This is a genomic window from Streptomyces sp. NPDC048392, from assembly GCF_043200575.1.
Lineage (GTDB): Bacteria > Actinomycetota > Actinomycetes > Streptomycetales > Streptomycetaceae > Streptomyces.
In genome coordinates this window covers 1-21829 of sequence record NZ_JBICYB010000059.1, presented here as the reverse complement: position 1 = coordinate 21829, position 21829 = coordinate 1, and the positions used below count along the sequence as shown (strand labels likewise).

Annotated in this window: 15 protein-coding genes, 1 tRNA gene and 1 pseudogene; 12 read left to right on the top strand and 5 right to left on the bottom strand. The window is 72.2% G+C overall.

Going from position 1 to position 21829, the window contains the following annotated elements; all coding sequences use genetic code 11:
• Window positions 1–30: 30 nt before the first annotated feature.
• Together ACGFYH_RS35330 and ACGFYH_RS35325 are read right to left on the bottom strand one after the other, a co-directional pair.
• On the bottom strand, window positions 31–867 hold the full coding sequence (locus tag ACGFYH_RS35330; RefSeq protein ID WP_393807262.1) for a formyl-CoA transferase: 837 nt from the start codon (window positions 865–867) through the stop codon (window positions 31–33).
• A 28-nt stretch (window positions 868–895) separates the two neighbouring features.
• On the bottom strand, window positions 896–2578 hold the full coding sequence (locus tag ACGFYH_RS35325; protein WP_393807260.1) for a thiamine pyrophosphate-binding protein: 1683 nt from the start codon (window positions 2576–2578) through the stop codon (window positions 896–898).
• Between the two features lie 143 nt (window positions 2579–2721).
• Between ACGFYH_RS35325 and sucC the strand changes: the two genes are divergently transcribed.
• The 3 genes from sucC to ACGFYH_RS35310 are packed head-to-tail and all read left to right on the top strand — an operon-like array spanning window position 2722 to window position 6370.
• Window positions 2722–3864, top strand: coding sequence for an ADP-forming succinate--CoA ligase subunit beta (sucC, locus tag ACGFYH_RS35320; RefSeq protein ID WP_393807259.1), 1143 nt, complete (start codon window positions 2722–2724; stop codon window positions 3862–3864).
• Between the two features lie 14 nt (window positions 3865–3878).
• On the top strand, window positions 3879–4814 hold the full coding sequence (sucD, locus tag ACGFYH_RS35315) for a succinate--CoA ligase subunit alpha (protein ID WP_393807258.1): 936 nt from the start codon (window positions 3879–3881) through the stop codon (window positions 4812–4814).
• Window positions 4811–6370, top strand: coding sequence for an aldehyde dehydrogenase family protein (locus ACGFYH_RS35310; RefSeq protein WP_393807257.1), 1560 nt, complete (start codon window positions 4811–4813; stop codon window positions 6368–6370). Before sucD ends, ACGFYH_RS35310 begins: the two co-directional genes overlap by 4 nt.
• A 38-nt stretch (window positions 6371–6408) precedes the next feature.
• Here the strand turns inward: ACGFYH_RS35310 and ACGFYH_RS35305 are convergent.
• Window positions 6409–6912: pseudogene (locus tag ACGFYH_RS35305) on the bottom strand (DUF2254 family protein); the annotation flags it as partial.
• Window positions 6913–7137: 225 nt separating this feature from the next.
• Here ACGFYH_RS35305 and ACGFYH_RS35300 point away from each other — a divergent pair.
• Window positions 7138–7222: transfer RNA gene (locus ACGFYH_RS35300), tRNA-Leu, on the top strand.
• Between the two features lie 349 nt (window positions 7223–7571).
• Here ACGFYH_RS35300 and ACGFYH_RS35295 read toward each other — a convergent pair.
• The gene (locus ACGFYH_RS35295) at window positions 7572–7757 is read right to left on the bottom strand and encodes a hypothetical protein (protein WP_393807263.1); all 186 of its coding nucleotides are present in this window, start codon (window positions 7755–7757) and stop codon (window positions 7572–7574) included.
• Between the two features lie 266 nt (window positions 7758–8023).
• On the opposite strand from ACGFYH_RS35295, the gene ACGFYH_RS35290 reads away from it, so the two are divergent.
• From ACGFYH_RS35290 to ACGFYH_RS35275, 4 genes are all read left to right on the top strand, one after another.
• Window positions 8024–9097: a DUF1996 domain-containing protein gene (locus tag ACGFYH_RS35290; protein ID WP_393807256.1), complete on the top strand. Its 1074-nt coding sequence runs from the start codon at window positions 8024–8026 to the stop codon at window positions 9095–9097.
• A 160-nt stretch (window positions 9098–9257) separates the two neighbouring features.
• Complete coding sequence (locus ACGFYH_RS35285) at window positions 9258–11051, top strand: discoidin domain-containing protein (RefSeq protein WP_393807255.1); 1794 nt, start codon at window positions 9258–9260, stop codon at window positions 11049–11051.
• 103 nt (window positions 11052–11154) lie between these two features.
• The gene (locus ACGFYH_RS35280) at window positions 11155–13785 is read left to right on the top strand and encodes a glycoside hydrolase family 3 C-terminal domain-containing protein (protein WP_393807254.1); all 2631 of its coding nucleotides are present in this window, start codon (window positions 11155–11157) and stop codon (window positions 13783–13785) included.
• A 53-nt stretch (window positions 13786–13838) separates the two neighbouring features.
• Window positions 13839–14879: a LacI family DNA-binding transcriptional regulator gene (locus ACGFYH_RS35275; protein WP_393807253.1), complete on the top strand. Its 1041-nt coding sequence runs from the start codon at window positions 13839–13841 to the stop codon at window positions 14877–14879.
• Between the two features lie 644 nt (window positions 14880–15523).
• Here ACGFYH_RS35275 and ACGFYH_RS35270 read toward each other — a convergent pair.
• Window positions 15524–16840, bottom strand: a complete 1317-nt coding sequence (locus tag ACGFYH_RS35270; RefSeq protein ID WP_393807252.1) for an ROK family protein — start codon at window positions 16838–16840, stop codon at window positions 15524–15526.
• Between the two features lie 175 nt (window positions 16841–17015).
• Here ACGFYH_RS35270 and ACGFYH_RS35265 point away from each other — a divergent pair, with 175 nt between their 5' ends.
• The 4 genes from ACGFYH_RS35265 to ACGFYH_RS35250 all read left to right on the top strand — a co-directional run bounded on the left by ACGFYH_RS35265 (window position 17016) and on the right by ACGFYH_RS35250 (window position 21712).
• The gene (locus ACGFYH_RS35265; protein WP_393807251.1) at window positions 17016–18332 is read left to right on the top strand and encodes an ABC transporter substrate-binding protein; all 1317 of its coding nucleotides are present in this window, start codon (window positions 17016–17018) and stop codon (window positions 18330–18332) included.
• Between the two features lie 89 nt (window positions 18333–18421).
• Entirely contained in the window at window positions 18422–19462 is a 1041-nt protein-coding gene (locus ACGFYH_RS35260) for a carbohydrate ABC transporter permease (RefSeq protein WP_393807250.1), read from the top strand.
• A 7-nt stretch (window positions 19463–19469) separates the two neighbouring features.
• On the top strand, window positions 19470–20309 hold the full coding sequence (locus tag ACGFYH_RS35255; RefSeq protein ID WP_393807261.1) for a carbohydrate ABC transporter permease: 840 nt from the start codon (window positions 19470–19472) through the stop codon (window positions 20307–20309).
• Window positions 20310–20353: 44 nt separating this feature from the next.
• Entirely contained in the window at window positions 20354–21712 is a 1359-nt protein-coding gene (locus ACGFYH_RS35250; protein WP_393807249.1) for a GH1 family beta-glucosidase, read from the top strand.
• Window positions 21713–21829 lie beyond the last annotated feature (117 nt).

The window sequence follows — 21829 nt, the reverse complement described above, 5'->3', positions numbered from 1 at the left end:
CAGCAGGCACCGATCGCCTACGAACAGCAGTCAGCTCCCCTGACATTTGCCGCATAACGAAACGAACAGGTGTCCACTCATCGGGGACAAGACCCTCGGCCCGCCCGGCGCGCACCTGACGGCCCAGCCCGGCTGCCCGCCGCCGGAGGCGTTCCCGGAGCGGGGAACCTCGTCGCCGAAGTCCTCGTTGGGATATTCGGCGAGTGGACCACGGCTGAGGCGCTGCTGGTCGCGCAGCTTCACCCGGCAGAGGTTGAGCACCGCGTGCTGCATGGCCACGTTCACCCGCTGACCACGTCCGGTGTGCTCCCGCTGGTAGAGGGCGGCGAGGATGCCCGCCACGACGTGGACGCCCGTGCCCGAGTCCCCGATCTGGGCCCCCGTCGCCAGCGGTGGCCCGTCCTCGGAACCGGTGGTGGACATCGATCCGCCCATGGCCTGCGCGACGACCTCGTACGCCTTGAACGCGGTGTACGGGCCCTCGCCGAACCCCTTGATGGAGGCGTAGACGATCCGTGGATTGATCTCCTTGACGCGGTCCCAGGTGAACCCCATCCGGTCGACCGCGCCCGGTCCGAAGTTCTCGACCATGACGTCCGAGCGCCGGATCAGCTCGGTGAGGATCTCCTTGCCGCGCCCGGTCTTGGTGTTGAGGGTGATGCTCCGCTTGTTGCAGTTGAGCATCGTGAAGTAGAGGGAGTCGACGTCCGGCAGATCACGCAGCTGCTTGCGCGTGATGTCACCGCTCGGCGCCTCCAGCTTCACGACGTCCGCGCCCAGCCAGGCGAGCAGCTGGGTCGCCGAGGGCCCGGACTGCACATGCGTCATGTCCAGGACCCGGATGCCCTCAAGGGCCTTGGCCGGCATTCCGTTCGTGCCAGTCATGGAGGTCACCTCACTTGTACATCGTCTGGTTCATGGTTCCGGGGGCGTACGCGTCCGGGTCCACCCAGACGTTGATCAGGGACGGCTTGCCGGACTCGCGGGCCCGGCGCAGCGCGGGACCGATGCCGGCGGGGTCGCGGACCTCCTCGCCGTGTCCGCCGAGCATCCGCGCGAACTGGTCGTAGGGCACGTCGCCGAGGGTGTTGCCCACCCGCTCGCGCTCCTTGCCGTACTTGACGGCCTGGCCGTAGCGGATCTGGTTCATCGAGGAGTTGTTGCCGACGATGCCGACGAAGGGGAGGCCGTAGCGGACGAGGGTCTCGAAGTCCCAGCCGGTCAGCGAGAAGGCCCCGTCGCCGAAGAGGGCGACGACCTCCTTGTCGGGCCGTGCCTGCTTGGCGGCGAGCACGAAGGGGATGCCGACGCCGAGTGTGCCGAGCGGTCCCGGGTCCATCCAGTGGCCCGGCGACTTGGGCTGCACGACCTGCCCGGAGAAGGTGACGATGTCGCCGCCGTCGCCGATGTAGACCGAGTCCTCGGTGAGGAAGTCGTTGATCTCGCTGACCAGCCGGTACGGGTGGATGGGGGAGGCGTCGGACCTGAGCTGCGGCAGCCGCTTGTCCAGGGCCGTCCGCTCGGCCGTGCGCAGCTCGTCCAGCCACTCCTTGCGCTTGGACGCACCGCCGTTGAGCCGGCCGGACGCGGCCTCGGTGACCGACTTCAGCACGAGCCCCGCGTCGCCGACGATCCCGAGGTCGATGTCGCGGTTCTTGCCGACGGTGCGGTAGTCGAGGTCGATCTGGACCACGGTCGCGTCCGGGGAGAGCCGCTTGCCGTAGCCCATGCGGAAGTCGAAGGGCGTGCCGACGATGACGATGACGTCGGCGTGTGAGAAGGCGTACCGGCGGGACAACTGGAAGTGGTGCGGGTCTCCCGGCGGCAGGGTGCCGCGGCCTGCGCCGTTCATGTACGCCGGGACGTTCAGCGTGCGGACCAGTTCGGCGGCCGCCCCGGTGGCGCGGGTGGTCCACACCTGGCTGCCGAGCAGGAGGGCAGGCTTCTCGGCGTGCACCAGCAGGTCGGCGAGCTTCTCGACGGCCTCCGGATCGCCGGCCGACCGGGTGGAGGCACGGTAGGCCCCGGCCTGCGGCACGCGTGCCCTGTCCGTCGGCACCTTGGCGTCCAGCACATCGCGCGGAATCTCCAGGAAGGACGGCCCCGGCGCACCGTGGTAGCACTCGCGGAACGCCATCGACACCATGTCGGCGGCCCGGGCCGTGTCCGGCACGGTCGCCGCGAACTTGGTGATCGGCGTCATCATGTCGACGTGCGGCAGGTCCTGGAGAGATCCCATCTTGTGCTGGGTGTGGGCCCCCTGGCCGCCGATCAGCAGCATGGGCGACTCGGCGCGGAAGGCGTTGGCGACCCCGGTGACGGCGTCGGTGGTTCCCGGTCCCGCGGTGACCACCGCGCAGCCGGGCTTGCCGGTGATACGGGCGTAGCCGTCGGCGGCGTGCGCGGCGACCTGCTCGTGGCGTACGTCGACGACCTCGATGCCCTCGTCGACGCAACCGTCGTAGATGTCGATGATGTGGCCGCCGCACAGTGTGTAGATGCGGTCGACTCCCTCTGCCTTCAGTGCCTTGGCAACGAGGTGGCCGCCGGAGATGACGTCCTGGGTGTCGTCGGGCATGGCGAAGTCCTGTCCCTTCACGAGGGGTTGGGGCGCTCTCGCGGTACATTGCATACAGTCGACGAATACTGTATGAAGCTTGTTATCCCGCATCCGGTGGGTGGTGTCCAGGGGGCGTGCGGCACTTTCAGTCAGGAGCCGAGATGGACCTGTTCGAACACCAGGCAAGGGAACTCTTCGAGGAGCACGGCATCGTGGTGCCGAGGGCAGAGGTCACCGACTCGCCCGAGCGGGCCCGGGAGATCGCCCGCGCGCTCGGCGGACGCGCCGTCGTCAAGGCGCAGGTGAAGACAGGCGGGCGCGGCAAGGCGGGTGGAGTGCGGCTCGCCGCCGACCCCGCCGAGGCCGAGGAGGCGGCGCGGCACATCCTCGGCATGGACATCAAGGGACACCCGGTCGGCACGGTCATGCTCGCCGAACCGTGCGACATCGAGCGGGAGTTCTACGTCTCCTACGTTCTCGACCGCGCGGCCGGCCGCTTCCTCGCGATCGCCTCCGCGGAAGGGGGCGTGGAGATCGAGGAGGTCGCCGCCCGGCGGCCCGAGGCCGTGGCACGGATTCCCGTCGACCCCGCCGTGGGTGTGCACACGGCCACCGCGGTGCGCATCGCCGACGCGGCGGGGCTGCCGCCGCAGACCGTCGACACACTGGTGCGGCTGTGGAAGGTGCTGGTCCGCGAGGACGCCCTCCTCGTCGAAGTCAACCCGCTGGTCAGGACGGCCGAGGGCCGGATCGTGGCCCTCGACGGCAAGGTCACCCTCGACGACAACGCCCGCTTCCGCCGGTCCGGGTGGGGAGACGAGCGGGTGGCCCCGGCCGACCCGCTGGAGGCGCGCGCCACCGCCAAGGGCCTCAACTACGTCAAGCTCGACGGCGAGGTCGGCGTCATCGGCAACGGCGCCGGGCTGGTCATGTCGACGCTCGACGTGGTCGCCGGGTGCGGTGCCCGGCCCGCCAACTTCCTCGACATCGGCGGCGGCGCCTCCGCCCGCGTCATGGCCGACGGGCTGTCGGTCATCCTCTCCGACCCCGCCGTGAAGTCCGTCCTCGTCAACGTCTTCGGCGGCATCACCGCCTGCGACGCCGTCGCCGACGGCATCGTCCGGGCCCTGGAGGAGGTCCGGCTGACCAAGCCGCTCGTCGTACGCCTCGACGGCAACAACGCCGCCCGCGGCCGGGCCCTGCTCGACGCACGCGCGCATCCGCTCGTCGAACAGGCCACCACCATGGACGGCGCCGCCCGCCGTGCCGCCGGACTCGCCACCGCGGCATCCACCGCCGCATAAGGAGACAGGACGACATGGCGATCTACCTCACCAAGGAGAGCAAGGTCCTCGTCCAGGGCATGACCGGCGCCGAGGGCATGAAGCACACCCGCCGCATGCTGGCCGCCGGCACCGACGTCGTCGGCGGCGTCAACCCGCGCAAGGCGGGCCGCACCGTGGACTTCGACGTCCCCCGGCGCCCGAACGGCCCGGAAGGCACCCCCATCGCCGTCCCGGTCTTCGGGTCGGTCCGCGAGGGCGTCGAGACCACCGGCGCCGACGTCACCGTCGTCTTCGTGCCGCCCGCCTTCGCCAAGGCCGCGGTCGTCGAGGCAGCCGACGCCGGCATCGGCCTCGCCGTCGTCATCACCGAGGGCATTCCCGTCCACGACTCCGTCGCCTTCACCGCCCACGCCAGGAGCAGGGGCACCCGCGTCATCGGACCCAACTGCCCCGGCCTGATCACCCCCGGCCAGTCCAACGCGGGCATCATCCCGCCCGACATCACCAGGCCCGGCCGCATCGGCCTGGTCTCCAAGTCGGGCACGCTCACCTACCAGCTCATGTACGAACTGCGCGACGTCGGCTTCTCCACCTGCGTCGGCATCGGCGGCGACCCGGTCGTCGGCACCAGTCACATCGACTGCCTCACCGCCTTCCAGGACGACCCCGACACCGAACTGATCGTCCTCATCGGCGAGATCGGCGGCGACGCGGAAGAACGCGCGGCGGCACACATCCGCGAGCACGTCACCAAGCCCGTCGTCGGCTACATCGCGGGGTTCACCGCGCCCGAGGGCCGGACCATGGGCCACGCCGGCGCGATCGTGTCCGGCTCCGCGGGCACGGCGCGGGCGAAGAAGGAGGCGCTGGAGGCGGCCGGCGTACGGGTCGGGAGCACGCCGACCGAGACGGCACGGCACGTGCTCGCCGCACTCGAGGGCGCGGCACGCCGGGGAGCCCGCGCATGACCGCCGGGGCGCAGGGCACCGAGGCCCTCACCCTCAAGTCCGGCACCTCCTGGGCCGACGCCTGGCAGCGCTGCCGCACCGTCGCACCCGAGGCGTTCCGCGACGACCGCGTCCTCAACCTCTGGGACGCCGGCTGGCGGGCGGACGGCCGGGTCCTGCCGGCCACCAGCCCGGTCGACGGCACCCCGATCACCGGCCCGCCCCGGCTCGACGCCGCGACGGCCCACCACGCCGTACGCGCCTCGCTCGACCAGCACCGGGCCTGGCGCCACGTCCCCCTGCCCGAACGCCGCGCCCGCGTCGCGGCCACCCTCGACGCCCTCGCCCGGCACCGGGAACTGCTCGCGCTGCTGCTGGTCTGGGAGATCGGCAAGTCCTGGCGGTCGGCGCAGGCCGACGTCGACCGGGCCGTCGACGGCGTGCGCTGGTACGTCGACGGCATCGACGCGATGACCGAGGGCCGGACCCCGCTGGACGGTCCGGTGTCCAACATCGCCAGCTGGAACTACCCGATGAGCGTGCTCGTTCACGCATTGCTGGTGCAGGCGCTGGCGGGCAACGCGGTCATCGCCAAGACCCCGACCGACGGCGGCGTCGCCTGCCTGACGCTGGCCTGCGCCCTCGCCGCCCGCGAAGGACTTCCCGTCACCCTGCTCAGCGGCAGCGGCCGAGAGCTGTCCCAGGCGCTGGTGCGGGCGCCCGAGATCGGCTGCGTCTCCTTCGTCGGCGGCCGGGACACGGGCGCCGCCGTCGCCACCGCCGTCACCGACCTGGGCAAGCGGCACATCCTCGAACAGGAGGGACTCAACACCTGGGGCGTCTGGCACTTCACGGACTGGGACGGGCTCTCCCAGCTGATCCCCAAGCTCTTCGACTACGGCAAGCAGCGCTGCACCGCCTACCCGCGCTTCGTCGTCCAGCGGCAGCTGTTCGACGCGTTCCTCGCCGCGTACCTCCCGGCGGTCCGCACCCTGCGCGTCGGCCACCCGCTCGCCGTCGCCGCACCGGACGACCCGTACCCGGCGCTCGACTTCGGCCCGGTGATCAACGCGGCCAAGGCCAAGGAGCTCCAGGACCAGGTCGCCGAGGCCATCGACCGCGGCGCCGTCCCGCTGCACCGCGGCAGTGCGGCCGACGCCCGGTTCCTGCCCGGCCAGGACACCTCGGCCTACGTCCAGCCGGTCACGCTGCTCAACCCGCCCCGGTCCTCACCGCTGCACCACGCGGAGCCCTTCGGGCCGGTCGACACCATCGTCCTCGTCGACACCGAGGCCGAACTGCTCGCCGCGATGAACGCCTCCAACGGCGCGCTGGTCGCCACCTTGTCCACGGACGACCCGGCGACGTACGACAGGCTGGCGCCGCAGATCCGGGCGTTCAAGGTCGGCCACGGCGTACCGCGCTCCCGCGGCGACCGTGACGAGCTGTTCGGCGGGCACGGCGGGTCCTGGCGCGGTGCCTTCGTCGGCGGTGAGCTGCTGGTGCGCGCCGTCACTCGCGGACCGGCGGGGGAGCGGCTGCCGGGGAACTTCCCGGACCACCACCTCATGCCGTAACAGGCGTGAGCCGGCCCGGCGGGTGCCTCCGGCCGGTGTCAGCCGATGCCCTGCCGGTCCGGCAGCAGGGCGAAGGCCCGCTCCGCCGGGGTCGGCGCGGTCCGCTCGACGGCCTGCCGCAGCAGCTCGCGGTGGCGCAGCAGCGGTTCGCGCCGCTCCGGCGGCACGAGCAGCAGCAGGTGGTCGAGACCGGCCACCAGGCGCCGGGTGACCTGCGGCGACCCGGTGGCGCAGGCACGGACCTCGGCGAGCCCCGAATCCACCAGGTCCGTCCAGCCGGGCACGGACTGCACCAGCCGGACGACACCGCGCCGGTCCCGGTGCGGGGCGGCGTCCAGCGGCCGACGGGAGAGGGCGGCCAGGATCTGCACGACCCGGTCCAGTGCCTGCACGGCGGTCGTCGGATCGTTCACCGCGGGCGACAGGGCGCGCAGCCCGATGTCGGACAGCTGGCGCAGCCCGAACGCCAGGTCCTGGTGAAAGGCGCGCTCCACCCCCACGGACAGGACGTACCGCAGCGCCCGGCGCGGCGGAGCAGCCCCGCTCCCTGAGCGGCGACAACGCCTGCCGCGGACGGCACGGAAACTTGCCTGGGGTGATCATCCAGTCACTCACGGTGCGAACCCGGGGTGTGGCGGAGCCACCGGTCCGGACCGCCGCTCAGGGGGAGAGCAGGGGGAGGAAACGCAGGTGAAAGGCACCGCGAAAGCTTGGTATGGTTGTCCATGTCGCCGCGGGGCACCCTCGCACCGCGACCGACACACCTGGTCCGGGTGGCGGAATGGCAGACGCGCTAGCTTGAGGTGCTAGTGCCCTTTATCGGGCGTGGGGGTTCAAGTCCCCCCTCGGACACAAGATCGGGCAGAGCATGATGCCGGTCGGGAGAGATCCCGGTCGGCATTTCGCGTTTCCGGACGGGAAAACCCGGTGCGGCGCCGGACCAGGCCTTCCTGCACTCACCACCACACACCGAGATCGTGACCGAGCGGGGGGAGCAGGGCCGTGCGCATCCGCACCGCTGCCGTCGTTCCCCCGTCCCGCTACGAGGTGATCCTGGTGTCTTCGGGCATCCGGTGTCCGCTGCGCGGCCGACACCGGATGCCCGCGACCGGCATCTGACGCACCGGCGCCGGCGGCGGCCGCGACACCGGCGCGGTAAGACACCGGGGTGCCCCGGCCCGCTCGGGCGGGGGCACCCCGCTCAGGGGCACCGCACCACCTTCGAGGGCACGGTTTCCGTCCCCGAGGTGGGCGAACCCGTGTCGTTGATGACGCACTCGTACTGCCCCTGGCCGCCGAGCGACACCACGAGCAGCCCGTGAGGAGGCTGCGGCGCCGCACCCCGGAGGGTTCGGGCGCGGGGGAGCGCGTGGGGGAAAGAGGGCATGCGGGGCGGCTCTCCTCGTTCGGGAAGTGAACGAAGTGGAGGTGGGGGAGCGCTCTCTGAGGGTGCATGCTTCATCTGCCCGCACGGCGCGTCAAGAGGCGCGACCGCTTCTCGTGTGCTGCGTTCAACAAGTGCGGGCGCAAGGGGCCTTGGCCCGCCGACCGCACTCTCCGTCGAAGCCCTTGACACCTTCCCGCCGCGCCCTCAACACTCCGAGGTGGGAGAGCGCTCTCCGAGAATTTCCCCGACCTTCTCAGGAGGTCTCCATGCCACGGAGATCGAAAGTTCTGTCCGGCGCCCTCGTCGCGAGCGCGTTACTGCTGACCTCGATCGGCATCGGCACGGTCGCCGCCGATGCGAGCACCCCGGTCGCGGCCGGTGCCGCACACGCGGGGCACACCATGGCGGTCTCGACCGCCGCCTCGCCCGACGACCCCGACGGCGACGGCTACATCCCCGCGAACCCGCCGGTCACCGGCGTCACCCCGTCCACCGATGAACCGCCGCACCGCTACTTCCACGAGTTCCAGGCCAACTGCGCGGTCAGCCACACGGCACCCGACGACCCGATCGTCTTCCCGCAACAGCCCGGCAAGTCGCACAACCACACCTTCATGGGCAACACGACGACCGACGCGAACAGCACCACGGCCTCGCTCGACGCGGGATCCACCACCTGTCTCGCACCCGGCGACCGGTCGGGGTACTGGATGCCGACCATGTACGACGGCGACCGCCCGGTACTCCCGGTGGGCCCCCAGACCATCTACTACAAGGCCGGCGTCACCGACTACACCAGCGTGCGGCCCTTCCCGAAGGGGCTGCGCTACGTCGTCGCCAGTCCGATGCAGAGCGCCCAGGACTTCCGCGACCACCCGGGCTTCGTCGAGGGCTGGGAGTGCGGCGACAGCTTCTTCAACGTCGACTTCCCGACCGACTGCCCGGAGCGCCGGGACGTCCAGGTCAACATCCGCTGGCAGGCCCCGAGCTGCTGGGACGGCAGAAACCTGGACACGCCGGATCACCGGAGTCACATGGCGTATCCGGTGGTCAACCCGGGGACCAACAACAACGTCTGCCCGGCCGACCACCCGGTCGCCCTGCCGATGATCGAGTTCAAGATGGCCTTCCCGGTCAACGGTGACCTCTCCCGGGTGCGACTGGCCAGTGGCGCGAGCTACTCGTTCCACTACGACTTCTTCAACGCCTGGGACGAGCCCACCCTCAAGGCCATGACCGACCACTGCATCGTCGGCGGGCTGCAGTGCGACGCGCGCGGCTACGACCAGAGCCACCCGGAGGCCGGAGCGGCGCTGAACGAGCACTACGAACTGCCCTGACCGCGCCCACCCCACCGGACCGGCCCGGCCGTCCACGCCCCGCGACGGCCGGGCCGCCCTCGCACCCCGCCCTCGCATCCCGCCCTCGCATCCCGCCCTCGCATCCCGCCCTCGCATCCCGCCCTCGCATCCCGCCCCCGCAGACCGGAGAGGCACCCCCATGAGCCGACCCCGCATCCCCGCTCTCATCCACAGAGTTCCCCCGACCCGCAAAGTCCCTTCGACCCGCAGAGTCGTCGCCCCGCTGACCGCCGGTCTGCTGGCCGTCGGCGCCCTCACCGCGCTGCCCGCGACGCAGGCGCACGCGGCCGGCAGCGTCGTGAAGGTCACGGGCGGCCAGGGCAACTGGCAACTGACCGTGGACGGTAGCCCCTACACGGTCAAGGGTCTGACCTGGGGCCCGTCCCCCGCCGACGCCGACCGTTACCTGCCCGATCTGGAATCCATGGGCGTCAACACCATCCGCACCTGGGGCACCGACGCGAGCAGCCGCCCGCTCCTCGACTCCGCCGCCGCACACGGCGTCAGGGTCGTCGCCGGCTTCTGGCTCCAGCCCGGCGGCGGGCCGGGCAGCGGAGGCTGCGTCGACTACCGGACCGACACCGCGTACAAGGACCGGATGCTCACCGAGTTCCCGCGCTGGGTCCAGGAGTACAAGGACCACCCCGGCGTCCTGATGTGGAACGTCGGCAACGAGTCGGTGCTCGGCCTGCAGAACTGCTACAGCGGCGACGAGCTGGAACGCCAGCGCGACGCCTACACCACCTTCGTCAACGACGTCGCCAAGAAGATCCACGCCGTCGACCCGAACCATCCGGTCACCTCCACCGACGCCTGGGTCGGCGCCTGGCCCTACTACCAGAAGAACACCCCCGACCTGGACCTGTACGCCGTCAACTCCTACGACGCCGTCTGCGACGTCCGGGCCGCCTGGGAGCAGGGCGGCTACACCAAGCCGTACATCGTCACCGAATCCGGCCCCGCCGGGGAGTGGGAGGTGCCGGACGACGCCAACGGCGTACCGAAGGAACCCACCGACCGGGCCAAGGCGCAGGGTTACACCGACGCCTGGAACTGCGTCACCGGGCACCGGGGGGTCGCCCTGGGCGCGACCCTGTTCCACTACGGAACCGAGTACGACTTCGGCGGCATCTGGTTCAACCTGCTGCCCGCCGGCCAGAAGCGGCTGTCGTACTACGCCGTGAAGCGGGCCTACGGCGGGGACACCTCCCGCGACAACACCCCGCCCGTCGTCGCCGGCTTCGGCGTCGAGGGCGACGCGGGCCGGGTGCAGGCAGGCAAGGACCTCGTCCTCACCGTGCGCGCCACCGACCCCGACGGCGACCGGATCGCGTACGAGGTGCTGTCCAACAGCAACTACATCGACCAGAGCAAGCATCTGACCCCGATGCCCGTCACCGACCTCGGCGGCGGACGCCTCAAGGTCACCGCCCCCGACCGGCCCGGAGTCTGGAAGCTGTACGTCAAGGCCACCGACGGCCAGGGCAACGTCGGCGTCGAGGCCCTCTCGGCGCGGGTCGTGCCGCCCGCCGTCGACGGCACCAACCTCGCCCTCGGCAAGCCGGCCACCGCCTCCTCCTTCCAGCCGAGCTACGGCGACTGCCCGTGCACCGCCGCCAACGCCGTGGACGGCAACCCGAACACGCGGTGGGCCAGCGACTGGAGCGATCCGCAGTGGCTCCGCGTGGACCTCGGCTCCCGGACCACGTTCCGGCACGTCCAGCTGTACTGGGAGACCTCCTACGCCAAGACCTACACCGTCCAGACCTCCGACGACGGACAGAACTGGCGGACCGTGTCCACGGTGACCGACGGCAACGGCGGGGTCGACACCCTCGACGCGACCGGGACCGGCCGCTACGTACGCGTCAACGGTACGGCCCGCGGCACGGGTTACGGATACTCGCTGTACGAGTTCGGCGTCTACAGCTGACCCCGCACGCCGCACGCCGCACGCCGCACGCCGCACGCCGCACGCCGCACGCCGCACGCCGCTCCACGTACGGCAGGCACGACACAGGGGAGGGGAGAACCGGGTGGGGACCAGTGACGAAGAGATCGACCGGCTGCTCGGCAAACTGACACCGCGCGCCCGCGCACTGCTGCTCAGCGGCGCCACGACCTGGCGCACCAGAGCGGAACCCGCTGCGGACCTGCGGGAGTTGGTGATGTCGGACGGTCCGGCGGGGGTACGGGGCGAGGCCTGGGACGAACGGGACACCTCCGTCCTGCTGCCCTCGGCCTCGGCGCTCGCCGCCACCTGGGACGAGGCACTGGTCGAACGTCTCGGCGGCCTCCTCGCCGCCGAGGCCCGGCGCAAGGGTGTGGACGTCCTCCTCGCGCCGACCCTCAACCTCCACCGCAGCCCGCTGGGCGGCCGGCACTTCGAGTGCCTCTCCGAGGACCCCGAGCTGACCGGCCGCATCGGCGCCGCGCTCGTCCGCGGTGTCCAGGCCCGCGGCGTGGCCGCCACCGCCAAGCACTACGTCGCCAACGACTCCGAGACCGACCGCCTCACCGTCGACGTGCGGGTGGGGGAGCGGGCGCTGCGGGAGGTCTACCTCGCGCCCTTCGAAGCGGCGGTGGCCGCAGGGGTCCGGCTCGTCATGGCCGGGTACAACGCGGTCAACGGCACCACCATGACCGCGAACGCCCTCCTCGCCGACCCGCTGAAGAGCGAGTGGGGCTTCGACGGCGTCGTCGTCTCCGACTGGGGCGCGGTGCGCGCCACCGTGGACACCGCCCGCGCCGGTCTCGACCTCGCCATGCCCGGACCCGACGGCCCCTGGGGCGAGACGCTGGCACGGGCGGTGGCCCACGGCGATGTGCCCGAGGCGGCCGTCGACGACAAGGTGCGGCGCTTGCTGCGGCTGGCGGCGTGGCTGGGGGCGCTGGGCGGACGCGACTCGCCCGGGCCGCCGGTGACCGGTGCGGAATGCCCCTCGGCTTCGGTTGTGTCGTTCGGTGCGGTAGGTCCGTCGGTTCCGGTTTCGGAGTCCGGTGTGGTGGGTTCGTCGGCTTCGGTTGCGTCGTCTGGTGCGGTAGGTCCCCCGGTCCCGGTCCCGGCCTCGGCGTCCGGTGCGGGACGCCCGACGGCCCCGGCCCCGGCACGCCCCCGTGACGTGCGGGCCCTGGCCCGCCGCGCGGTCGCCGCCGGCACCGTCCTGCTGGCGAACAGGGACGTCCTGCCGCTCGACCCCGAGCGCCTCGGGACGGTCGCGGTGATCGGAGCGCACGCCGCGCGGACCCGTACCCAGGGCGGCGGCAGCGCGGGCGTCTTCCCGCAGGACGAGGTGTCCGTCCTGGACGGCGTCCGGGCCGCCCTGCGCGGCCGGGCCCGCGTCGTCCACGTTCCGGGCCCCCCGCCGGACGGCCCCGCACCCCCACTGGACCAGGACACCTGCACCGACCCGCGCTCCGGCCTGCCCGGCGTCCTGCTGAGGATGCTCGACGCGGACGGCCGCGAGCTGTACGCCGAACGCCGCCGCGGCGGGCGCCTGCTGGAGCCCCGTCTGGTGCCGGGCGCGCACACCGTCGAGATCGGCGCCCGGCTGCGCCCCCGCACCGCGGGCCGCTGGACACTGGGCGTGGCCGGCTTCGGCCGGATGAGCCTGACGCTGGACGGACGCACCCTGCTGGAGGGCGGCTTCCCGCCGCCCACCGACGACCCGGCGGTGGTGCACGTCAACCCGCCCGCCCAGTACGCCACCGCGGACCTCGCCGTCGGCCAGGACGCCCTGCTGGTGGCGCGCCGGGAACTGGCACCCGGCACGGGCCGGGCGACCGTCGTCGTCGCGGCCCCACCGGCCCCGGACGTCGCCGCGTCGCTGGCCGAGGCCGCCCGCGCGGCGGATGCGGCGGACGCGGCGATCGTGGTCGTCGGCACCACCGAGCACGGGGAGTCGGAGGGCTACGACCGTACGACTCTGACGCTCGGCGGCACCCAGGACGCCCTGGTCCGCGCCGTCACGGCCGCCAACCCGCGCACCGTCGCCGTCGTCAACAGCGGCGGCCCGGTGGAACTGCCCTGGCGCGACGAGACGGGAGCGGTGCTACTGGCCTGGTTTCCCGGACAGGAGGGCGGCGGTGGCCTCGCCGACGTGCTCCTCGGCCGCGCCGAGCCGGGCGGGCGGCTGCCCACCACCTGGCCGGCCGTCCTCGCCGACGCCCCGGTCACCCGCACCCGCCCGGCCGCAGGCCGCCTCGACTACGACGAGGGCCTGCACATCGGCTACCGGGGCTGGCTGCGCCACCAGCGCACGCCCGCCTACTGGTTCGGCCACGGGCTCGGCTACACCACCTGGGCCTACGAGGAGCTGACCGTGCCGCCGGTGACCCGGGCGGGGGAGGACCTCACCGTACGCGTGCGGGTGCGCAACACCGGTGCGCGTGCGGGGCGCGAGGTGGTGCAGGTGTACCTGGCCCGGCCCGCGTCGGTGCTCGACCGTCCCGCGCGGTGGCTCGCCGGGTACGCGGCCGTGCGGGCGAGCCCGGGGAAGACGGTGACCGCGACGGTACGCGTCCCGGCGCGGTCCCTGTGCCACTGGTCTGTGGCGGAGCACGCCTGGCGCACGGAGACCGGGCGCTGCCGGGTTCTGGCGGGGCGGTCGGCGGGGGACGTGCCGCTGGTCGCGGACCTGGAGGTGGCCCGCCCGTCTCCCTCGTGAGGTGAGGGAGAGCGCTCTACCACGCGCCGGACCCGGCCGGTTAGGGTGCGGGCATGAGCAGACAGGCCCCGACCCTGGAGGACGTGGCCCGGGAGGCCGGCGTCTCCCGGGCCACCGTCTCGCGGGTGGTCAACGGCGTCCGCAACGTGGACCCGGCCATCCAGGACCTGGTCCGCCGGGCCATCGAACGGACCGGGTACGCGCCCAACCAGGCCGCCAGACAGCTCGTCACCCGGCGCACCACGGCCGTCGCCCTGGTCGTGTCGGGCGCGGGCGACGCCTCGGACACGGAACAGAACGCCTTCGCCACGCGGGTGTTCGCCGACCCGTTCTTCGGCCGCGTCGTCGGCGGCGTGGTCGGGCATCTGCGGCCGCGCAGGATGCACCCGGTGCTGATGTTCGCCGAGACGTCCGAGGCCAGGCAGGAGGTCGTGGCGTACCTCAGACAGGGCGGCGCGGACGGCGCGCTGGTGGTGTCCACACACCCCGACGACCCGCTGCCCGCGCTGCTCGCCGGTGCTGGGCTGCCGGCGGTGCTGTTCGCCCGTCCGGGACGCCCGGTGCCGCTCAGCTACGTCGACCTCGCGCACCGCGACGGGGGCCGGCTCGCCGCCGAGCACCTGCTGGAGCGGGGGTGCCGCCGGACAGCCACCGTCGCGGGTCCGCTGGCGGTCGCGGCCAGCCAGGAGCGCCTGGCCGGTTTCCGCGACACCCTGGCCCGGCACGGGCACCCCTGCGTGCCGGTGGCCGAGGGCGGCTTCACGGTGGACAGCGGCATGGCCGCGATGACGTCCCTGCTCGCCGAACACCCCGACACCGACGGCGTGTTCACCGCCAACGACCTGATGGCCCAGGGCGCCGTCCAGGTGCTGCGCGACCACGGCCGCCGGGTGCCGCAGGACGTCGCGGTCGTCGGCTTCGACGACTCCAGCGTGGCCGTCACCTGCCGGCCCCGGCTGACCACCGTCAGGCAGCCGGTGGAGGAGATGGCGGCCACGATGGCACGCCTCCTGGACGACCACATCAAGGGTACGCGCACGGCCCCGACCTCGGTGATCTTCGACCCGGAACTGGTGGTCCGGGACTCGGCGTAGCCGAGCGCCGGGTTCGGCGGCACCCACTGCACCGGGTGGCGGCATGACCGCCGTGCCGGGTGCGGGGCCCGCCGGGCAGTCCGAGCCGGGCTGCCGTCCAGCCGTGGGCGAAGCGCTCCCCGCCTCCGCCCACGCGGGGGGCCTCGGCATTCGCCGGGCTTGCCGGGCGCTCCGCCATGCCGGGCCTGCCGGGCACGCCGTCACGCCGGGCCTGACGGGCCTGACGGGCCTGACGGGCCTGCCGGGCACGCCGCCATGTCGCGTCTGCCGGGCGCTCCGCCATGCCGGGCAGTGGTACTCCGCCATCCGGGCTCAGCGGTGCTGCCGCTCGCCGGGCACGCCGCCACGCCGGGCCTGACGGGCCTGCCGGGCCTGCCGGGCCTGCCGGGCACGCCGCCATGTCGCGTCTGCCCGGCACGCCGCCAGGTCGGCCCTGCTGCCACCCCGGCTCAGCGCGACCCACCACGCCGGGCAGCGGCCCTCCCGCCCCGCCCTGCCGATCCACGGCGTACCCGCCTACCACCGCGTATCCGCGTATCCGCGTATCCGCGTATCCGCGTATCCGGCGTATCCGCGTATCCGCGTATCCGCGTACCGCCCGTGCCGCCCTCCGTCCCCGCCCCCCGGGCCTCGGGCCGCGCATCTCACCCCGCTGTCCCCTGCCCCGCGAGCCTCCCTCCGAGGGCCGCGCGCCAGGCAGGGACCGGTGTGGGGGAGGCGACCGGCAGGTGCCGGCCGCCGCGGGCGAAGAAGGCCGCGAGGGGCAGGATCGCGGCGCCCACCGTCACCGCGTCGGGGCCGAGGCGGCCGAGGGCGATGCCCACCCGTCCGGCGGGGTGCCGCAGAGCGCGGGCCAGCGTGTGGGCCCGTACCGACCCCAGGAACGCGGGCCCGAGTTGGAGCCCGGCCCAGCCGCCCACCAGGACACGCTCGGGCTGGAAGAGGTTGATCAGGTCGGCCAGCCCCGCGCCCAGGTACTCGGCGGTCTCCGCGAGCACATCCGCCGCCACCTGGTCGGGTTCAGCCCCGTCCCCCGGGCGGGCGGCGGACAGCATGGCGGTCAGCGCGGCCTCCTCGTCGACGCCGGGCGGCGGCTTCCCGCCCGCCTCCCGCCAGCGCGCGAGCAGCGCCTCCGCACCGGCGTACGCCTCGAGGCACCCCCGTGCACCGCACCGGCACCGGCGCCCCCGCACCCGAACCGTCAGGTGTCCCCACTCCACCGCCCGCCCGTGCTCCGCCTCGTCGGTGACGACGCACGCGCCGACTCCGGAGCCGAAGAGCACGACCACGGCGTTGTGCGCGCCGCGTCCGCCGCCGAACCACATCTCGGCCTGCCCCAGCGTCTTGGCGCCGTTGTCGATGAACAGCGGCACGTGCCCGGGCAGTCGGCCCGAGCCGCGCAGCAGGGCCTCCAGCGGGACCGCGTCCCAGCCGATGGTCTGGCCGTGCACCAGGGCGCCGTCGGCGGTGCGCTCGACGATGCCGGGGACGCCGATGCCGACACCCAGCAGCTCACCGGGGCCCTGCGCGGGGCCACCGGCGCCGAGCACCTCGGCGATGCCGTCGAGGATGTGCCCGGCGACGACGCCGACGTCGTACGAGCGCGACCCGTGACCCGGCAGCACCCGTTCCGTCCGGGCCAGTTCGGACATCGACAGGTCGAACAGCTCGACGCGCACCCGGGTCTCGCCGACGTCGACACCGATGAGGCGTCCCCGGTCCGCCGCGACGCGGACGAGGGTGCGCGGCCGTCCGCCGTCCGCGCCGAGGCTGCCCGCCTCTTCCACCAGTCCGTCGGTCATCAGCTCGGCGACCACGTTGCTGACGGAACCCGAACTCAGTCCCGTCGCCGACCCCAGTGCGAGCCGGCTCATCGGCCCGTCGAAATACAACCGTTGCAGAACGGCGGTGCGGCTCTCCCGCCGCAGGTCACGGACGGTTCGCCCGCTGTGCCTGGCCATCCGGCCCCTTTCCTCCGCACCCTCGCCCGCCCATCGAACATGCGCGAGACCTTGACGAGTCTTTCTCTCGGGGTTTAACTCACGTCCTAAATTAAGCCATGAGGGGCTTCGGAAGGGAACTGCCGAAGCCGCCGTCGGGACTTCCCGACCGACTCCCGGAAGGAACCCAGGAGCCATGCGCAGCATCCGAGCCGCGGCCGTAGGCGCCGTCACCATGTCTCTCGCACTCGCCGCCACGGCCTGCGGAGGGGGCTCCTCCTCGGGCGGCGGATCCAACGACTCGCCGAAGGAACTCACCTACTGGGCGTCCAACCAGGGCGCCAGCGTCGAGGTCGACAAGAAGGTCCTCCAGCCCGAACTCGACAAGTTCGAGAAGCAGACCGGCATCAAGGTGAAGCTGGAGGTCGTGCCCTGGTCCGACCTGCTGAACCGGATCCTCACCGCCACCACCTCGGGGCAGGGCCCCGACATCCTGAACATCGGCAACACCTGGAGCGCCTCCCTCCAGGCCACCGGCGCGCTGCTGCCCTGGGACGCGAAGAACTTCGAGAGGATCGGCGGCAAGGACCGCTTCGTGGACTCCGCGCTCGGTTCCACGGGAGTCAAGGGCCAGGACCCGGCCGCGGTCCCCCTGTACTCGATGGCGTACGCGCTCTACTACAACAAGCAGATGTTCGCCGACGCCGGCATCACCAAGCCCCCGGCCACCTGGGACGAGCTGGTCGAGACCGGCAAGAGGATCTCCAAGGACGGCAAGTGGGGCCTCGGCGCCGAGGGCTCCAACCTGTCGAACAACATCCACCAGGTCTTCGTCCTCGGCAAACAGCACGGCGCCGACTTCTTCACCGCCGACGGCAAACCCGACTTCACCTCCGACGGCGCCGTCGCGGCCGTCAAGCAGTACGTCGACCTGATGGCCAAGGACAAGGTCGTCGCGCCCGGCAACGCCGAGTACGCGCAGAACCAGTCCCTCAGCGACTTCGCCAAGGGCAAGACCGCGATGGTGCTGTGGCAGACCGCCTCCGCCACCTTCGAGACCATGGGCATGAAGGACGACGAGTGGGGCGTCGCCCCCGCGCCCGTCCCGTCGGGCGCCCCCGGCGCCGGCACCGCCACCAACTCCATGGTCGCCGGCATCAACATGGCCGTCTTCAAGAACACCGACAACGTCGACGGCGCGACCGAGTTCGTGAAGTTCATGACCAGCGACGCCGAGCAGAAGCTCCTCAACAAGGCGTACGGCTCCATCCCGCCGGTCAAGGCCGCCCAGTCCGACCCGGCGTTCAACACCCAGGCCACCGCCGTCCTGCGCGAGACCCTGGCCACCAGTGCCGCCGCGCTGCCCCAGGTGCCCGACGAGTCGCAGTTCGAGACCGCGGTCGGCACGGCCGTCAAGGAGCTGTTCGCCGACGCGGCGGGCGGCCGGGCGGTGACCACCGAGTCCGTCAAGGAGAAGCTCGCCAAGGCACAGCAGCAGATGCCCAACAAGTGAGCGTGCCCGACAAGTGAGCGTACCGAACAAGTGAGCCCCTTGAACCCGGACCCAGTCCCACCGACTCCGACACGGACACGGACCTCGCCATGACCACCACGACCGCCTCGGCGCAGCCCGGCGAGCGGACGGTCGGCAAGAGCTCCCCCGGGACGGCGCGCGGTCCTCGCCGCCGTCCCGGGCGGATCCGCCGCATCGGCCTGCCCTACCTGCTGCTTCTGCCGGCCCTGCTCCTCGAACTCCTCGTCCACCTGGTGCCGATGGTCATCGGCATCGTGATGAGCTTCAAGGAACTCACCCAGTTCTACATCCGCGACTGGACCACCGCCCCGTGGACCGGCCTCGACAACTACGGCATGTCGGTGGACTTCGACGCCCCCGTAGGCGAGGCGCTGCTCCACTCATTCCTCGTCACCTGCGCCTTCACGATCCTCTCCGTCGGCCTGTGCTGGCTGATCGGCACCGCCGCCGCCATCTGCATGCAGGACGCCTTCCGCGGCCGGGGCCTGCTCCGCGCGATCTTCCTGGTGCCCTACGCCCTGCCGGTCTACGCGGCCGTCATCACCTGGGCGTTCATGTTCCAGCACGACAACGGCCTGGTGAACCACGTCCTGCACGACCAGCTCGGCCTCACCGACAAGCCCTCCTTCTGGCTGATCGGCGACAACAGCTTCATCGCCCTGCTCGTGGTGTCGGTCTGGAAGGGCTGGCCCTTCGCCTTCCTCATCGTCATGGCCGGCCTGCAGAACATCCCCAAGGAGCTGTACGAGGCCGCCGCCCTGGACGGCGCGGGCGTGTGGCAGCAGATCCGCCGCATCACCCTGCCCTCGCTGCGCCCCGTCAACCAGGTCCTGGTCCTGGTGCTGTTCCTGTGGACGTTCAACGACTTCAACACGCCGTTCGTCCTGTTCGGCAAGGCCGCACCGGAGGCCGCCGACCTGATCTCCATCCACATCTACCAGTCGTCGTTCGTCACCTGGAACTTCGGCGCCGGCTCCGCGATGTCGGTCCTGCTGCTGCTCTTCCTGCTCGTCGTGACGGGCGTGTACCTGTTCCTGACCTCCCGGACCACCCGGACACCCCGGGCCTCCCGAGGAAGGAAGGCAGTCGATGCCGCAGCCGATGTCTAGGTCCACGATGGCGGCCCCGCGCTCCTTCGTCTGGACCCGCCGCGTCTTCCTCACCCTGCTCACCGGCTTCGTCCTGCTGCCGGTGTACGTCATGGTCTCCAGCTCGCTGAAGCCGCTGGAGGACGTCTCCAGCCAGTTCCACTGGCTGCCGAGCAACCTGACCGTCCGCCCGTACATCGACATCTGGTCGACGGTCCCGCTGGCGAAGTACTTCATGAACTCGCTGATCGTGGCGGGCGCGGCGACCGTCTGCTCCGTCGTGATCGCGGTCTTCGCCGCCTACGCGGTCAGCCGCTACGAGTTCCGCGGCAAGCGCGTCTTCTCGGTGACCGTCCTGTCGACGCAGATGTTCCCCGGCATCCTCTTCCTGCTGCCCCTGTTCCTGATCTACGTGAACATCGGCAACGCCACCGGCATCGCCCTGTTCGGGTCCCGCGGCGGCCTCATCCTCACCTACCTGACCTTCTCCCTCCCCTTCTCCATCTGGATGCTGATCGGGTACTTCGACTCGGTGCCCCGGGACCTGGACGAGGCGGCCCTCGTGGACGGCTGCGGACCGCTGCGTGCCCTGATCAGGGTCGTCGTGCCCGCCGCGGTCCCCGGCATCGTCGCGGTCGCCGTCTACGCCTTCATGACCGCCTGGGGCGAGGTCCTGTTCGCCTCGGTGATGACCAACGACGCCACCCGCACCCTCGCGGTCGGGCTCCAGGGCTACTCCACGCAGAACGACGTGTACTGGAACCAGATCATGGCCGCCTCGCTGGTGGTGAGCGTCCCCGTGGTCGCGGGATTCCTGCTCCTCCAGCGCTACCTGGTGGCGGGCCTGACGGCCGGAGCCGTCAAGTGACCGGCAGCCCGCAGCACGATCACCCCCAACCCGAAAGGACTTTCGTGACCATCGACTTCGCCGCACTCCCGGACGACTTCCTGTGGGGCACGGCCACATCGGCGTACCAGATCGAGGGAGCCGTGGCGGAGGACGGACGTGCGCCGTCGATCTGGGACACCTTCTCGCACACCCCCGGGAAGATCGACAACAACGACCACGGCGATGTCGCCTGCGACCACTACCACCGCACCCGCGAGGACATCGAGCTGATGCGGCGGCTGGGCACCAACGCCTACCGTCTCTCCGTCGCCTGGCCGCGCGTCGTGCCGGGCGGTGACGGCCCGGTCAACGAGAAGGGCCTGGCCTTCTACGACCGGCTGATCGACGACCTCCTGGCGGCCGGCATCACCCCGTCCGTCACCCTCTACCACTGGGACCTCCCGCAGGTGCTCCAGGACCGGGGCGGCTGGCCCGAGCGCGCGACCGCCGAGCACTTCGCCTCGTACGCCTCCGTCGTCGCCGAACGCCTCGGCGACCGCGTCGGCCACTGGGCCACCCTCAACGAGCCGCTGTGCTCGGCCTGGATCGGCCACCTGGAGGGCAAGATGGCCCCCGGCTGGACCGACCTTACGGCGGCCGTCCGCGCCTCCTACCACCTGCTCCTCGGCCACGGCCTGGCGATGGAGGCCATCCGCGCGGCGGCCCCGGACGCCCGGGTGGGCATCGTCAACAACCTCTCCACCATCCACGCCGCCACCGGCCGCGACGAGGACCTGGCCGCCGCCCGCCGCATGGACGGCCACACCAACCGCTGGTGGCTTGACCCGATCCACGGCCGTGGCTTCCCCGAGGACATGCGCGAGGTCTACGGCGTCGAACTCCCCGAACAGCCGGGCGACATGAAACTCATCGGCGCGGAACTGGACTGGCTCGGCCTCAACTACTACTTCCCGCAGACCGTCGCCGCCGACCCCACCGGACCCGCCCCGCACGTGCGCACCGTCCGCCGCGCCGGTGTCCCGCGCACCGGCATGGACTGGGAGATCGACGCCGGCGGCATCGAGGACCTGCTACTGCGCCTGACCAACGAGTACGGGGCACGCAAGCTGTACGTCACCGAGAACGGCTCGTGCTTCCCCGACGTGCTCCGCCCCGACGGCACGATCGACGACCCGGAGCGCCAGGAGTACCTGACGGCCCACCTCGCGGCCTGCGCCTCCGCCGCCCGCAGGGGAGCGCCGCTGGCGGGCTACTTCGCCTGGTCGCTGCTGGACAACTTCGAGTGGGCGTACGGCTACGACAAGCGCTTCGGCCTGGTCCACGTCGACTACGCGACGCAGGTCCGCACCGTCAAGGGCAGCGGGCGGCACTACGCGGACATCATCGGCCGGGCACGGGGGAGGGAGCGCAGGGCCGCCTGAGACCCCGGGGTGGGGGGGGGGGGCGGGCCGCGCCCCCCCCCCCCCCCCCCCCCCCCCCCCCCCCCCCCCCCCACCCCCCCCCCCCCCCCCCCCACCCCCACAAAACCCCCCCCCAGC